The sequence below is a fragment of the Catellatospora sp. NPDC049133 genome, from assembly GCF_040648455.1.
Lineage (GTDB): Bacteria > Actinomycetota > Actinomycetes > Mycobacteriales > Micromonosporaceae > Catellatospora > Catellatospora aurea.
Window position 1 is genome coordinate 37,595 of record NZ_JBEZDT010000015.1, and the last position, 15,110, is coordinate 52,704.

Genomic DNA, 15,110 nt, shown 5'->3' on the forward strand with positions numbered 1-15,110 from the left:
ACCGGTGGTGACGGCGCGGAAAGCACCGCCACCACCGGATTCGTTACTGCTTCAGGAACTGCTGCGCGGGGCTGCCGTTGCAGTCCCACAGTTGCAGCCGCACGCCGTTGGCGGTGGAGCCGTTCGGGGAGTCGAGGCAGCGGTTGGACTGCGGGTTGCGCAGCGAGCCGTTGGCCTGCGGGATCCACTGCTGGGCACCGCCGCCGTTGCAGTCCCACAGCTGGATGAGCGTGCCGTTGGCGGTGCCGTTGCCGGTGGCGTCCATGCAGCGGCCCAGCGTGCGCAGGGTGGTGGTGTCCCAGGCCCACTTCTGGTCCACCGCGAAGGACTGGCAGTCCCACAGCTGGACCGCCGCGCCGTTGCCGCCGGTGTCGTCGGCGGCGACGTCGACGCACTTGCCACCGGGACCGATGATGTCGCTCGCCGTGGTGGAGCCGCCGCCGACCCGGAACACCTGCGCCACGCTGTTGTTGCAGTCGTAGAGCTGCAGCCGTGTGCCGTTGGCGGTGGAGCCGCTGGGCGAGTCGAGGCAGCGGTTGGACTGCGGGTTGCGCAGCGAGCCGTTGGCCTGCTGCACCCACTGCTGGGCACCGCCGCCGTTGCAGTCCCACAGCTGGATGAGGGTGCCGTTGGCGGTGCCGTTGCCGGTGGCGTCCATGCAGCGGCCCAGGGTGCGCAGCGTGTTGCCGTTCCAGGTCCAGCGCTGGTCGCCGGAGGTCGCCTGGCAGTCCCACAGCTGCACGGCCGCGCCGTTGCCGCCGGTGTCGTCGGCGGCGACGTCGACGCATTTGCCGCCGGGGCCGATGATGCGCTGGCCGGGCGGCGGGCTCGTGTTGAGCGCCTTGGACGCGGCGATGATGCCCTGGTTGGCGGCCCGCACCCGGGCCGCGTCGAACTTCAGCACCTGCCGGTCGTACGTCCAGAAGCCGTTGACCTCGCCCTCGACGTCGAACGGCTGCGTGTAGACCAATCCGGACAGGCCCCGGGTGTACATCAGGTTCGTCGACGAGTTGATCAGCCCCACGAAGCGGTCCGTGATGGACTGGGTGCTGGTGTGCATCTCGTACGCCCCGAAGTTGCCGTTCGGGCTGTACTCGTGGCCGGGCGTGCGCAGACCCATGCCGCCGTACTCGCCGAGCGTCGCCACGCGGGTGGCCGTCGGGGTCGGGGAGTCCGGGCCGACGTAGACGTGCCAGTCCATGATGTCGCCGTTGCCGGGGTCGCCCTTGGAGTTGCAGCAGTTGTAGCCGCTGTGCGGGTTGACCAGCCGGGTCGGGTCCTGGTTCTTGACGTTCTGCGCGATCCGGGCCGTGTCGGCGAGGTTCCACTCGCCCCAGCCCTCGTTGAACGGCACGTACACCACGACGGCGGGCGACGAGCGGTGCTCGTCGACCAGCTCGCGCAGCTCGGTCTCCCACTGCGCCTGCTGGGCGGCGCTGCCCGGGTCGCCCTTGCTCGGCATGTCCTGCCAGACCAGCAGGCCGAGGCGGTCGGCGTGGTAGAACCAGCGCTGCGGCTCGACCTTGATGTGCTTGCGGACCATGTTGAAGCCGAGGTCCTTGATCTTCTGCAGGTCGCCGGCCAGCGCCGCGTCGGTCGGCGCGGTGTACAGGCCGTCCGGCCAGAAACCCTGGTCGAGGGTGCCGTTGTGCATCACGAACTGGCCGTTGAGGGTCGGCATCAGCTTGCCGTTGAGCACGGCCTTGCCGACCTCGCGCATACCGAAGTAGTGCACGGTCTGGTCGACGGTCGCGCCCGAGCTGTTGCGCAGCGACAGCCGCAGGTTGTACAGGAACGGGTCGTCGGGCGACCAGCGGCGGGCGCTCGGCACCGGCACGGTGAACTCGGTGAAGCCGCCGGTGGCGGTGCCCACGACGGTGGTGCCGTTCAGCGCCTCCGCGTACACCGAGTGACCGGTCACGTCGCCGCGGGTGAACACCTTGATCCGCAGGGTGTTGTTGCTCAGGTTGGCGTAGAGGTCGGCGCTGTAGATCGACGAGGTCGGCGTCGGCTCCATCCACACCGTCTGCCAGATGCCCGACGTGGGGATGTAGAAGATGCCGCCGGGGTTGCGGACCTGCTTGCCGCGCGCCGGGTTGCTGCCCTCCGCGCCGGAGTCGGTCGGGTCGAAGACCCGCACGACCAGCTCGTTGGTGCCGCCGTTGAGCTGCGCGGTGACGTCGAACTCGAACCGGTCGTAGCCGCCGGTGTGGGTGCCGACCTGCACGCCGTTGACCCATACCGTGGTGCGCCAGTCGACCGCGCCGAAGTGCAGCTGCACGCGGCGGCCCGCCCAGCCGGCGGGCACGGTGAAGGTGCGCCGGTAGGTCAGGTAGTAGCGGGTGTCGTTGGCGGGGCGCTTGATGCCCGACAGCGCGGACTCGACCGGGAACGGCACGTTGACCCGCTCGGGCAGGTTCTGGCCGAACACAGGCGCGCCGTTGGTGGTGGATTGGCCCAGTTGCCACTCGCCGTTGAGGTTCAGCCAGTCGGGGCGGGTCATCTGCGGGCGCGGGTACTCCGGCAGCGGGGTGCCGTTGAGCGCCTGGCCGGTCCACGGAGTGGTCAGCGGGGACGGCTGGGCGGGGGCGGCCGCGGCCGGAGCAGCGGCGGCGGCGAGGCCGCCGAGGACGGTGAGGATGCCGAGGGCGCCGTGGAGGACGGCAGTGCGCAGGCGCCGTCGATGACGTGCTGGGTGCATGGGGTCTCCCAGGATCGTTACCGGGCCTGACGAGGTCGCCGAAAGCCTCGTCGTGGTGTGGAGCGGGACGGCTCTATAACGTTTTTTGCAGCTAATTGATACTCGTATAGATATATGACTGTCAAGGTCTGGTCATCGCCGGGAAACACTCGGCGGGCGGATCGCGGCCGTGTTCAGTCGGCACCGCCACCCTGGCCGGCGGTGCCGCGCCGACCGGCTCGATCACCTTCGAGCTGTACGGCCCCGGCGACAAGACCTGCTCCCGGACGCCGGTGTTCACGACCTCGGTCGACGTCGACGGCAACGGCCGCTACCGCTCGGACGCGTTCCGGCCCCGAGTGCCGGGCGCCTACCGGTGGGTGGCCTCCTACAGCGGCGACGACGGCAACGAGGCCGTCCGGACCAGCTGCGACGACGAGGACGAGCGCGTGGTCGTCAAGAAGAAGAAGCCCTACGGCGGCAAGCCGCGCCCGTCACCGGTCCCACCAGGCGAGCACCCGCATCGCCCGCAGGGTCACCCAGCGTGACGGCTTGCCCGGCCCGTCGTCCAGCTCGAACCAGACCCGGCCGCGCAGCCTGCTGTCGAGGGGCCACGTGCCGTCCGGCAGCCGCCGTGAGCGCAGGTAGGCGACCGCGTCGCCCAGCCTCGGGTCGGGCGTCGCGCCGGTCAGCACGGCGGCGGCACGGAAGTGGTCCAGCCCTCGCAGCACGTCGTAGTGCCAGCGGTGCGGATACGTGAGACTCAGAAACTGCTCGTCGGCCGGTTCGCCGGTGCTCAGGCGGCGGAACAGGCCACGTGCCAGCAGATACTCCTCGCCCGAGGCGCGCGCCGAGCGGGTCTGCGGGGTGCCGCCGGTGGCCCGCTCGAACTCCAGCAGCCCTTCCAGCACGTTGATGGTGCTGTGGAAGGACGAGCGGAGCGAGCCGTTCTGCCGCTCGCAGTTCCACCCGCCGTCGGCAAGACGCTCGCCGACGAGCCGTTCCGCTATCCCGGAGACGTCGGCCCCGAAGTACGCGCCGTCGGCGAGGGTCCGGCCGTTGATGCACTCCTCGACCTCGCCTTCCCAATAGGGCTGGCCGTCGTGGTCCCAGCGCGAGTGGGCGCCGATCAGCGCGACGGTGCGGGCAGCCGCCTTCGAGCCGGGGTCGAGGCCGAACTCCCGCAGTTGCTGCAGCGTGAACGAGGTGGCCGTCCACGGCTGCCCGACCTCGTGCCACTCGCGCGAGTCGAATCCGCGTGGAGCGAACGCGCCACCCGCCCACTGCCCGTCGTCATCGGCCAGGCCGAGCAGTCTCGCCCCCCAGCCGCTCGTCTCGACCGCCGCGCGCTCGGCCGCCCACTGCGGCTGCGGGGTGTCGAGCAGATCGCGCATCACCTGCCACCTGATCGCGGGATCCGCGTCGAGCAGCCAGTCGATCACCGAAGCGCCACCGGTCATGCCCGCCAGCGTAGGAAGCACAGCGCGGTCTGTCCACGCGGCCGTGCCCCGAGGCCTCGGCGTGGTTCCCAGCATCTGCCCAGCGTGGCTGGTTACCGTGGGCGCATGGACGAGAACCGAGCCCGGCGAGTGGTGGACCGTCTGCGTGACCGCGGGGTCCCCGCGCACCTGTCCCTCGGCGGCGGCCACCGCAAGGTCGGTGTCCGGATCGCGCTGCCTGACGGCCGCGAGGCGCTGTGGGACACCGACGGCACCGCGGGCCTGGAGGCGCAGGTGCTGCGCGACGGGATGCTGGTCGGGTTCGTCCCGCACATCCCCGGCTCCGAGGACTTCACCGAGGAGCAGGTCATCGACGCCATCGCGCGCACCGACTACGACCAGCCGATCGCCCGCCAGCGCCGGGAGGCCCCGCCGCCGGCCGCGCCGCTGCCGATGGAGGGCGGCTTCTTCCGCCGCCTGCGCGACGGGTTCCGCTGACCCACAAGGGGCATCCGGCAGGCCGCCGGTTCAGCCCAGGAAGGATTCGGGCCCGAAGCGCCCCCACGCGACGAACCCGGTCAGCGCCAGATAGACCAGGTCCACCAGCATGTACCGGTACTCGCGACGCCGGATGCGGGTGATCGCGGCACCGGTCATGACGACCATCAGGCCGAGCGCGGCGAGCGGCACCAGCACCGGCGCGATGTCGAGCACGGCCGGGAGGATCAGGCCTGCTGCCGCCAAAACCTCCAGCGCGCCGATCGCCTTGACGGCGCCGGGGCTGAAGTCTTCGACCCACTTCGAGCTGGGCCCGAAGGCCCCGATCCGCTCCTTGGGCATGATCAGCTTGCCGGCTCCGCCGAAGAGGTAGGCGGTCGCGAGCAGTCCCGTGACGATCCACAGTGCGAGGTTCATCGGGTTCTCCTTGATGTCCTGGGGCGACAGGGCTTCGGCCCTGCGGGCTGGTGTTCGAACAAGGGATGCCGGTGCCGCGACGGCTGTGACAGCGCCGTGCGGTGACGCGCGTCACGGACCGGATCTGTCGCACCAGGCCCCTGGCCGGCGTCTTGTGGTGGGACCGCTGGAAGGGGCCACCGATGAGCGAGGCAGGCAGCATGGGCACGGCGACCGAGGCGTTCGTCGCCCACCGCAATCTGCTCTTCACCGTCGCGTACGAGATGCTCGGCTCGGCGGCCGACGCGGAGGACGTCCTCCAGGAGACGTGGCTGCGCTGGGCGGGCGTCGCGTTCGAGCAGGTGCGCGACCCGCGCGCGTACCTGGTCAGGATCGCCACCCGGCAGGCGCTCGGCCGCCTGCGCACCCTCAGCCGGCGCAAGGAGTCCTACATCGGGCCCTGGCTGCCCGAACCGCTGCTGACCACGCCGGACGTGGCCGAGGACGTCGAACTCGCCGACAGCGTCTCGATGGCGATGCTGCTGGTGCTGGAGACGCTCGGGCCGACCGAGCGGGCGGTGTTCGTGCTGCGCGAGGTCTTCGATCTGGGGTACGACGAGATCGCCGACGCCGTCGGCAAGAGCCCCGCCACGATTCGGCAGATCGCCCACCGGGCACGGGCGCACGTCGCCGCCCGCAGGCCACGCGAGGCCGCGTCCCCGGCGCAGACACGGGCCGTCCTGGCCGCCTTCCACCGAGCGGTCGAGACGGGCGACATGCAGAGCCTGCTCGACGTGCTCGCCCCGGACGTGGTGGTCCTGAGCGACGGAGGTGGAGTCCGCCAGGCCGTGCTCCGGCCCGTCGTCGGGGCGGACAAGGTCGCCCGCCTGCTGGTCGCGGGCTGGAAGAAGGTCGGCGCACTGGTGACGTTCGATCCGGTGCAGATCAACGGGTGTCCGGCGCTGCTCATGCGGCTCGGCGGGCAGGTCGACAGCGTCGTCGCCGCACGGATCGAGGGCGGTGCCGTGTCCGGGCTCTACGTCGTGCGCAACCCGGAGAAGCTGTCGCGAGTGGCGCAGGAGACCACCCTGAGCCGCTGAGAGTCTGCGGCCGGGCGGCCGAAAATCAGTGGCATTCCCCGTCCCGGCCGGTGTTGGCTGAGTCCGATCGTCGGACGACAGGCTCGCGGTGACCTTCGGCGACGTCGCGGGCAGAGAGGTCCAGTATCACGAGGCTGCCGAGCCGGTCCCCGGGCCGATGGGCTTCCTGATGGGGCTGGCCCAGTCGGGAGCGCTCGAACGGCAGACGGGTGATCTGGCGCGGGTGCTCGGCCGCCCGCCCGCGACGCTGCGGCAGGCCGTGGCGGCGGCGCTCGGCAGAACGGGCGCATAGCCGCCGTTATCCGTGCCAACGAGGGCGATGTCGGCAGAGCGACACCGTCCGATCGCGGATAAGCGCGGCCCGGCGGGGTCCCTAGGCTGGAGACAGCCATCGATACGGGGGGAACGATGACGGTCTCGGGCGGTGCCGGCCAGGAACTGCTCGGCCGCCTCTGCGACGACCTGCGCCACCTGCGAGAGCAGGCGGGCGGGCCGAGCCTGCGCACGCTGGCGACCGAGGTGGGGTTGGGCAAGAGCCAACTCGGGGCGATCCTCAACGGGCGCGTCGAGCGCCTGCCGGACTGGCGGGTCATCCGCGCGGTGGTGGCCCGTTGCCATGCGTACGCGGGGCAGCACGGGCGGGCCGCGCACCTGTCCGGAAAGTTCGGGGTCGAGGAGTACTGGCGGCGGCGGCACACGGCGGTCGAGCAGCTGCTGAGCGAGGTGTCCGCGCCCGGCGGCCCGGACGCGGCCGAGCCGGATCAGGCCACGCCGCGCGGGCTGCCGCCCCGGCCGCGCACCTTCGTGGGCCGTGAGGCCGAACTGGCCGCGCTGACCGCGGCAGCCGATCCGGTGATCATCTCGGGGCCGCCGGGCATCGGCAAGACGTCCCTGGCCGTGCAGTGGGCACACCAGGCCGCGCCCCGGTTCCCGGACGGTCAGCTCTACGTCGACCTGCGCGGATTCGAGCCCTCCGGGGCGGTCATGCCGGCGGCCGAGGCGACGCGCGGCTTCCTGGAAGCGCTCGGCGTGCCGCCGGACCGGCTGCCGACCAGCCCCGACGCGCAGCTCGTGCTGTACCGCAGCCTGCTGGCGAACCGGCGGGTGCTGGTGGTGCTCGACAACGCCCGGGACGCGGAGCAGGTGCGGTCGCTGCTGCCGAGCGGGCCCGGCTGCCAGGCCGTGGTGACCAGCCGCAGCCGCCTGGCTGGGCTGGTCGTGGCGCAGGCCGCGCAGATGCTGCACCTGGCACCGCTCAGCACGGAGGAGTCTGCGGACCTGCTCGCGTCGCGCATCGGTGAGCAGCGGCTGCACGCCGAACGCGAAGCCGCCGACGGGATCGTGCTGGCCTGTGCGCGGCTGCCGCTGGCGCTGAGCGTCGCGGCGTGCCGGGTGGCGCTGCAGCCCGCGCTGTCGCTGGCGGAGCTGGCCCGGGAGCTGCGGGAGGAACCGGGGGAGCTGGAGGCGCTGCGGACCGGCGACGAGGCCACCGACGTGCGCGCCGTCTTCTCCTGGTCGTATCGCACCCTCGACGCGCCGGCGGCGCGAGCGCTGCGCCTGCTGGGCCTGGCCGCGGGTGGCGACATCACACCCGTGGCGGCGGCGAGTCTCGTGGACGTGCCGATCGGCTCGGCGCGGCGGCTGCTGGCCGGGTTGGGTGATGCGGGCCTGCTCACCGAGCACCGTCCCGGCCGGTACGCGATGCACGACCTGGTGCGGGCGTACGCCCGCGAGCTGGCGCACGACGCCGACAGCGCCGCCGACCGGCGCGCGGCCACACGGCGGTTGCTCGACCATTACCTGCACACCGCGCACCGCGCGGCGGTCCTGCTGCACCCGCCGTTCAGCGACATCACCCTCGGAGCGTGCGGCGACGGCGTGACGGCCGTGGCACTGGCCGACGGCAGGGCCGCCCAGGCCTGGTTCGACGCGGAGCTGGGCGTGCTGGCGGCCGAGATCAGGCAGGCGTGTGCCACCGGATTCGGCCGGCACGCCTGGCAGCTCGCCTGGTGCCTGTCCGGTCACCTGGACCGGCGGGCGAGGTGGGCGCAGTGGCACGAGATCGAGGAGCTGGTGCTGAGCGCGGCCGAGCGGGACGGCGATCTCGCCGGGCAGGCGCACACGCACCGCGACCTGGCCCGGGTCTGCTCCCGGCTGGGCCGCCACGACGAGTCCCACGGGCAGCTCAAGCAGGCCCTGGACGACTTCACCGATCTCGGTGACACCGACGGGCTGGCCCAGACGTTTCTGAACCTCGGCCAGACCCTGGAGCGGGCGCACCGGCACCGGGAGGCGCTGGAGCACTCGCGGCGCGCGCTGGAGCTGTTCACCGCGTCGGGCAACACGGCGGGGGAGGCGTACACCCTCAACGCGGTGGGCTGGCAGCTCGGCCTGCTCGGCGACCACCGCCAGGCGGTCGTCCACTGCCGGCGGGCGCTGGAGCGGCTGCAGCAGGTCGCCGACCCGCAGGGCGTCGCGGACACCCTGGACAGCCTCGGTCACGCGCATCACCACCTCGGGGACCTCATTGCCGCCGTGTCGTGTTACGAGCGGGCGCTGGAGATGTTCCGGGCCGACGGCGACCGCTTCGGCACGGCGGCCACGCTGCGGAACCTCGCGGAGACCCGGCTCGCTGCCGGGGACCGGGCCGCCGCGCGGGCGGCGCTGGAGGAGGCGTGGGAGATCCTCGACCGGATCGGCCACGAGAACGCCCACGCGGTACGCGCCCGGCTGGACGCCGCCTGAGGCGACGCCCCGCCGGGCGGGACCGTTCTCACTGGTAGTAGAACTGCTGCGCGGGCTCGTACAGCTTGCACTCGATGACCTGCAGCGGGACGTCGTTGCCGGTGGAGCGTCCCAGCACGTCCAGGCACAGGCCCTTGACCTTGTTCTGGTACAGGTAGCGCCCGGTGCCGAAGTACGAGATCGGCGTCCACTCCTCGCTGGTGTACGCCGCGTTGCAGGTGAACTGCTGCACCCGGGTGCCGATCTGCACCTCGTCCTCGCTGTTGGCCGCGAGGTCGAGGCACAGGCCGCTGCCCTGGTTGACGATCCAGTAGTACCCGTTGCTGGTCGGGAACAGCGCCCAGCGGTGGTGCGGCCGGTTCTCGCAGCTGCGCTGCACGATCGGGGCGTTGTGGTTGCTGGAGTTGCCCTTCGGGATCAGGCACTTGTACGAGTACTCGTTGCGGATCTGCTCGAAGACCCCGACCCCCATGGTCTGGTTGTCCTGCCCCGTGGGCGCCGCGCTCGCGGGCCCGGCGGACGCCAGGCCGGTCGCCACCGCGACGGCGGCGGTCACGACGAGGGTGGCCAGCCTCTGCCGGATGTTCATCCGTGTCTCCTTCTGTTCGGCTCGGATGTCGTGAGATGACCGTGCCACCGCCGCGGCGGCGCGATCCGTCCGTCCGGACAGGACGGTCGCGGCTCGCGGTGAAGGAGCAGCTCACCGGGGTGCGTCCGGGCAGCGGACACCGGACACGACCGGACGGTGCGCGACCCGCGGAGCGGGGTGCCGCGGCCGCCGCGACGCGGGCGGGCGCTGCCGTCGTGAGCATCCCTCGCGTACCGCCGCGTACAGTTGGCCGGGATCGTCGACGCCTGCCCGCTCCACCCGCGGGCCGACGTCCGCCCCGTACTAGCTGGTGAGGAACGCATGCCCTCCTTCCCCCGCACCGACCTGGGCCCGCTGACGCGCCGGTCCGCCCTGGCCGCGCTCGGCCTGACGGGCACCGCGATCGGCCTGGCCGCCTGCACCGGCGGCAAGGGCCCGTCCGGGACCGCGCCGTCCGGCGGTCAGAGCCCGGACGCCCCGCCACCCAAGGCCAAGGTCACCATCACCGAACCCGCCACCGCGGCGACCGAGGTCCCCGCCTCCGCCGAGATCGTGTTCGCCGCGACCGACGCCGTCTCGACGCAGGTCGTGCTCAAGGACGCGGCCGGGGCGGACGTGCCGGGCGAGATGCACCCCGACGGCAAGGGCTGGCTGCCGGCCAAGGCGCTGGCGTACGGGACGGCCTACACCGTCACGGTCACCGCGACCGGTGACGACGGGCGGCCCGCCACGGCCACGTCGACGTTCACGACGATGGCCCAGCCGGACAAGACCGTCCGGGTCGTCAGCTTCCTGCCCGACGGCGCCGTGGTCGGCGTCGGCATGCCGCTGATCTTCCGGCTCAGTCGCAAGATTCCCCAGGCCCAGCGGGCGGCGCTGCAGCGGCGGCTGCTGGTGCAGACCACGCCCGTGCAGGAGGGCATCTGGACCTGGTACACCGATGACGAGTTGCACTGGCGGCCCCGGGAGTTCTGGCAGGCGGGCACGAAGGTGTTCGTCGACGTGCGCGCGGGCGGGCTGCCCCTGGGCGACGGGTTCTTCGGTGCGCGCAACTCGACGCTGACCTGCTCCATCGGCCGTTCGCTGGTGATGACGATCGACGACAAGGCCAAGCCGAAGGTGATGAAGGTCGTCAAGGACGGCGTCACCGTGCGCACCATCAAGGTCAGCCTCGGCCGGGCGAGCATGCCCTCGTCGAGCGGCACCACGGTGATCATCGAGCGGCTCGCCAAGACGGTGTTCGACACGACCAGCGACCCCAACCCGAACAACCGCTACCGGACGAACATCGTCTACGCCCAGCGGCTGACCTGGGGTGGAGAGTTCATCCACGCGGCCCCGTGGTCGGTGAAGGACCAGGGCGTGCGCAACGTCTCGCACGGCTGCGTCAACATGTCCACCGCCGACGCGAAGTGGCTGTTCGAGCAGACGATGATCGGCGATCCGGTCATCACCAAGGGCACGCCGCGCAAGCTGCAGTACGGCAACGGCTGGACCGACTTCGACAAGCCCTGGGACGAGTACGTCAAGGGCAGTGCGATCCCGTACGAGCCGTCGCCGGGTGCGTCGCCCTCGCCGGACGCGTCGCCTTCGCCGGCCGCCTGACCGGTGCTCTCCCTCCTCCCGTAGGTCCCGACCGGGGCCTGCGGGCGTGAGCCTGCCCGCGATCGTCCATGCCGGACGGTCGCGGGATGGAGCGGGCGGGGGTGCCGCTCTCACCGCATGAAGTGCCACCCCCGCCCGCCGTCGAGCTGCCGCCGCGTACCGGGCGTGCGGCAAGTCCGCGGACTCGATCCGGCTCGGTTCCGGACTCGAATTGCAGCGATAGTGTTAACGCACACATAGGTTGCCGTCAAGGGAAGCCGGAAACCGGCTGGACCCGGCCATGTCGTCTGCATCCCGAGTTGCGCAAGTTCTTGGGCCGCTCAGCGTCAGCGGCCGTTACGTATCTGTTGCGAGGGCATGTCTTGACGCCTCTTGATGTGAGCGCTAACACTGTGTGCCAGCAACCGAGCGGAGGAAGACATGAGCGACCGGTACGTCGTCGGTGTCGACTACGGCACGCTGTCCGGCCGGGCCCTGGTGGTCCGCGTCAGCGACGGCGCCGAGGTCGGCACGGCGGTGCACGAGTACCGCCACGGCGTCATGGACGGCGTGCTCGCCGCATCCGGCGCGCCGCTGCCGCCGGACTGGGCGCTGCAGGACCCCGACGACTACCGCGACGTGCTGCGTAACGCGGTCCCGGCGGCGCTGGCCGCGGCGGGCGTCGACCCGGCCGACGTGATCGGCATCGGCACCGACTTCACCGCCTGCACGGTGCTGCCGGCGCTGGCCGACGGCACGCCGCTGTGCGAGCTGCCGGAACTGCGCCACCGCCCGCACGCGTGGGTGAAGCTGTGGAAGCACCACGCCGCGCAGCCGCACGCCGACCGCGTCAACGCCCTGGCCCACGAGCGCGGGGAGCCGTGGATCGGCCGCTACGGCGGCAAGATCTCGGCGGAGTGGCAGTACGCCAAGGGCCTGCAGCTGCTCGAAGAGGACCCGGAGATCTACGACCGGGCGCAGCGCTGGATCGAGGCCGCGGACTGGATCATCTGGCAGCTGTGCGGGGTCGAGACCCGCAACGTCTGCACCGCCGGTTACAAGGGCATCTTCCAGGACGGGGCGTACCCGTCGAAGGACTACCTCGCCGCGCTCAACCCGGGCTTCGCCGACTTCGTGGCCAAGCTGGACGGTCCGCTGCTGCCGCTGGGCGGCCGGGCCGGCTCGCTCACTGCCGAGGCCGCCGCGTGGACGGGGCTGCCGGAGGGCATCGCGGTCGCGGTCGGCAACGTCGACGCGCACGTCACCGCCGCCGCCGCGCAGGCCCTCGACCCGGGCCGGCTGGTCGCCATCATGGGCACCTCGACCTGCCACGTCGTCAACGGCACCGTGCCCGCGGAGGTGTCGGGCATGTGCGGCGTCGTCGACGGCGGCATCAGCGCTGGCGCCTGGGGCTACGAGGCCGGGCAGAGCGGCGTCGGTGACATCTTCGGCTGGTTCGTCGACCACGCGGCCCCGGCGGGCTTCGACTCGCACGAGCGGCTGTCCGAGCTCGCCGCGGCGCAGCCGGTCGGCGCGCACGGGCTGATCGCGCTGGACTGGTGGAACGGCAACCGCTCGCTGCTGGTCAACCACGACCTGAGCGGCCTGATCGTCGGCATGACCCTGGCCACGCGCCCGGCGGACGTCTACCGGGCGCTGCTGGAGTCGACCGCGTACGGCACCCGCATGATCATCGAGGCGTTCGCGGCGGCGGGGGTGCCGGTCACCGAGCTGGTCGTCGCGGGCGGCCTGACCACGAACCGGCTGCTGATGCAGATCTACGCCGACGTGACCGGCCGGCCGCTGAGCATCATCGGCTCGGCGCAGGGCCCGGCGCTGGGCTCGGCGATCCACGCCGCGGTCGCCGCCGGGGCGTACGCCGACGTGCACGAGGCGTCGGACGCGATGGGCCGCGTCGAGCGGGGCGTCTACCAGCCCGACCCGGACCGCGCCCGCGCCTACGACGCGCTCTACGCCGAGTACGCGCTGCTGCACGACCACTTCGGACGCGGCGCGAACGACGTCATGCTGCGCCTGCGCGCCATCCGCAACGCCGCCCACCAGCACTCGGCCGACGAGCCGACCGTAGCGCTGGGGGTTGCGGCATGAGCGTCATGGCCGAGCTGCGGCAGACCGTGGCGTCGCTGCACGCCGAGCTGACCCGATACCAGCTGGTGGCCTGGACCTCCGGGAACGTGTCGGCGCGGGTGCCGGGGCGGGAGCTGATGGTCATCAAGCCGAGCGGGGTGTCCTACGACGACCTCAGCGCGGACAACATGATCGTCTGTGACCTGGACGGGGTGGTCGTCGAGGGCGACCTGTCGCCGTCGAGCGACACCGCGGCGCACGCCTACGTCTACCGGGCCATGCCTGAGGTGGGCGGTGTGGTGCACACGCACAGCACGTACGCCACCGCCTGGGCGGCGCGAGGTGAGGCGATCGCATGCCACCTGACGGCGCAGGCCGACGAGTTCGGCGGGGAGATCCCGATCGGGCCGTTCGCGCTGATCGGCGGCGACGACATCGGCAAGGGCATCGTGGAGACGCTGACCGGGCACCGCTCGCCCGCGGTGCTGATGCGCAACCACGGGGTGTTCACCATCGGCAAGGACGCCCGCGCCGCGGTCAAGGCCGCGGTGATGTGCGAGGACGTCGCGCGCACCGCGCACCTGGCCAGGGTGCTCGGGCAGCCGCTGCCGATGGCGCAGGCCGACGTGGATTCCCTCTACGACCGCTACCAGAACGTGTACGGCCAGGCCGGCCGCTAGATGTCCGCCGGGATTCGGCACCCGGCGGTCGCACCACCCCCGATCCTCTCACCGCAGCATCACCGCTCCACCAGCTCCACAGTGAAGGCCGCGCGCCGGCGTCCCACACGGCGTGCGGGGGTAGGCCCATCCTCATCCAAGGAGATCGCATGCTCACCATGGGCAAGGCCATCACGCGACGCCGCGCCGTCGCGGTGCTGACCGCAACTCTGCTCGCGACCGGTATGGCCGCGTGCGGCAACAGCGACACCGGCGAGCAGCCGGCCGACGACGGCAAGCTGACGCTCGGCTTCTCGCAGGTCGGCGCCGAGAGCGGCTGGCGCACCGCGAACACCAACTCGATCAAGGAGTCCGCGACGGCGGCCGGCATCGAGCTGAAGTTCGACGACGCGCAGGGCAAGCAGGAGAACCAGATCACCGCGATCCGCAACTTCATCCAGCAGAAGGTCGACGTCATCGCCTTCTCGCCGGTGGTGTCGTCGGGTTGGGACACCGTGCTCAAGGAGGCCAAGGACGCCGGCATCCCGGTCATCCTGACCGACCGCTCGGTGGACTCGGCGGACAAGTCGCTGTACAAGACGTTCATCGGCTCGGACTTCGTCAAGGAAGGCCGCCTGTCCGGTGAGTGGCTGGTCAACGAGATGAAGGCGGCGACCGGCCCGGTCAACATCGTGGAGCTGCAGGGCACCACGGGTTCGGCCCCGGCCAACGACCGCAAGAAGGGCTTCGGCGACGCCATCGCCGCCAACCCGAACCTGAAGATCATCGCGTCGCAGACCGGTGAGTTCACCCGCGCCGGCGGCAAGGCCGTCATGGAGCAGTTCCTGAAGGCCAACCCGAAGATCGACGTGCTGTTCGCGCACAACGACGACATGGGCCTGGGTGCGCTCGAGGCGATCACCGCCGCGGGCAAGGTGCCGGGCAAGGACATCAAGATCATCACAATCGACGCGGTCAAGGACGGCATGCAGGCCCTGGCCGACGGCAAGTTCAACTTCATCGCGGAGTGCAGCCCGCTGCTCGGGCCCCAGCTGATGGACCTGGTCAAGAAGGTCAAGGCCGGGGAGACCATTCCCCAGCGCATCGAGACCGAGGAAGGCACCTTCACTCCGGAGCAGGCCAAGGCGGCACTGCCGAACCGCAAGTACTGATCCGCACCCGGGGCCGCCGCACGCCGTGCGGCGGCCCCGTCCTCCATCACCGCAGACGGAGCCGGATCGGCGGGGCACACCGCGTCCGGCCGACGTCCTCGCCACGGTGCCGACCCTCGGCGGCCGGCCGCGGCGACCCCTTACCCAGTACTCAGCGAAA

13 protein-coding genes are annotated in these 15,110 nt (G+C 71.6%); 9 read left to right on the forward strand and 4 right to left on the reverse strand.

Annotated elements, in window-relative coordinates:
* Positions 1-43 precede the first annotated feature (43 nt).
* A complete protein-coding gene (locus tag AB0B35_RS18640) occupies positions 44-2,701 on the reverse strand; it encodes a ricin-type beta-trefoil lectin domain protein (protein ID WP_361046771.1) in 2,658 nt (885 codons plus the stop codon).
* A gap of 272 nt (positions 2,702-2,973) precedes the next feature.
* Here AB0B35_RS18640 and AB0B35_RS18645 point away from each other — a divergent pair, with 272 nt between their 5' ends.
* Positions 2,974-3,228 carry a hypothetical protein gene (locus AB0B35_RS18645; RefSeq protein WP_361046773.1) on the forward strand — a complete coding sequence of 85 codons (255 nt, stop codon included), beginning with the start codon at positions 2,974-2,976 and terminating at the stop codon, positions 3,226-3,228.
* Here AB0B35_RS18645 and AB0B35_RS18650 read toward each other — a convergent pair.
* Positions 3,175-4,140 (reverse strand): hypothetical protein, encoded by a 966-nt coding sequence (locus AB0B35_RS18650; RefSeq protein ID WP_361046776.1) that lies wholly within the window; start codon positions 4,138-4,140, stop codon positions 3,175-3,177. The genes AB0B35_RS18645 and AB0B35_RS18650 overlap by 54 nt on opposite strands.
* A 105-nt stretch (positions 4,141-4,245) precedes the next feature.
* On the opposite strand from AB0B35_RS18650, the gene AB0B35_RS18655 reads away from it, so the two are divergent.
* The gene (locus tag AB0B35_RS18655; RefSeq protein WP_203690483.1) at positions 4,246-4,617 is read left to right on the forward strand and encodes a hypothetical protein; all 372 of its coding nucleotides are present in this window, start codon (positions 4,246-4,248) and stop codon (positions 4,615-4,617) included.
* Positions 4,618-4,647: 30 nt separating this feature from the next.
* Here the strand turns inward: AB0B35_RS18655 and AB0B35_RS18660 are convergent, their stop codons facing one another.
* The gene (locus AB0B35_RS18660; RefSeq protein ID WP_361046779.1) at positions 4,648-5,034 is read right to left on the reverse strand and encodes a DoxX family protein; all 387 of its coding nucleotides are present in this window, start codon (positions 5,032-5,034) and stop codon (positions 4,648-4,650) included.
* A 182-nt stretch (positions 5,035-5,216) separates the two neighbouring features.
* On the opposite strand from AB0B35_RS18660, the gene AB0B35_RS18665 reads away from it, so the two are divergent.
* The 3 genes from AB0B35_RS18665 to AB0B35_RS18675 all read left to right on the forward strand — a co-directional run bounded on the left by AB0B35_RS18665 (position 5,217) and on the right by AB0B35_RS18675 (position 8,858).
* Entirely contained in the window at positions 5,217-6,113 is an 897-nt protein-coding gene (locus AB0B35_RS18665) for an RNA polymerase sigma-70 factor (RefSeq protein WP_361046781.1), read from the forward strand.
* Between the two features lie 88 nt (positions 6,114-6,201).
* The gene (locus AB0B35_RS18670) at positions 6,202-6,405 is read left to right on the forward strand and encodes a hypothetical protein (RefSeq protein ID WP_361046783.1); all 204 of its coding nucleotides are present in this window, start codon (positions 6,202-6,204) and stop codon (positions 6,403-6,405) included.
* A 116-nt stretch (positions 6,406-6,521) separates the two neighbouring features.
* On the forward strand, positions 6,522-8,858 hold the full coding sequence (locus tag AB0B35_RS18675; protein WP_361046785.1) for a tetratricopeptide repeat protein: 2,337 nt from the start codon (positions 6,522-6,524) through the stop codon (positions 8,856-8,858).
* 28 nt (positions 8,859-8,886) lie between these two features.
* On the opposite strand, the gene AB0B35_RS18680 is transcribed toward AB0B35_RS18675, so the two are convergent.
* Positions 8,887-9,447 (reverse strand): RICIN domain-containing protein, encoded by a 561-nt coding sequence (locus AB0B35_RS18680; protein ID WP_361046787.1) that lies wholly within the window; start codon positions 9,445-9,447, stop codon positions 8,887-8,889.
* Positions 9,448-9,768: 321 nt separating this feature from the next.
* Here AB0B35_RS18680 and AB0B35_RS18685 point away from each other — a divergent pair, with 321 nt between their 5' ends.
* From AB0B35_RS18685 to AB0B35_RS18700, 4 genes are all read left to right on the forward strand, one after another.
* Complete coding sequence (locus tag AB0B35_RS18685) at positions 9,769-11,052, forward strand: Ig-like domain-containing protein (protein ID WP_361046789.1); 1,284 nt, start codon at positions 9,769-9,771, stop codon at positions 11,050-11,052.
* Positions 11,053-11,472: 420 nt separating this feature from the next.
* Positions 11,473-13,140: a ribulokinase gene (gene araB / locus AB0B35_RS18690; RefSeq protein ID WP_361046791.1), complete on the forward strand. Its 1,668-nt coding sequence runs from the start codon at positions 11,473-11,475 to the stop codon at positions 13,138-13,140.
* Positions 13,137-13,799 (forward strand): L-ribulose-5-phosphate 4-epimerase, encoded by a 663-nt coding sequence (locus AB0B35_RS18695; protein ID WP_361046794.1) that lies wholly within the window; start codon positions 13,137-13,139, stop codon positions 13,797-13,799. The genes araB and AB0B35_RS18695 overlap by 4 nt, the downstream gene beginning before the upstream one ends.
* A 149-nt stretch (positions 13,800-13,948) precedes the next feature.
* Positions 13,949-14,950 carry an ABC transporter substrate-binding protein gene (locus AB0B35_RS18700; protein ID WP_361046796.1) on the forward strand — a complete coding sequence of 334 codons (1,002 nt, stop codon included), beginning with the start codon at positions 13,949-13,951 and terminating at the stop codon, positions 14,948-14,950.
* Positions 14,951-15,110 lie beyond the last annotated feature (160 nt).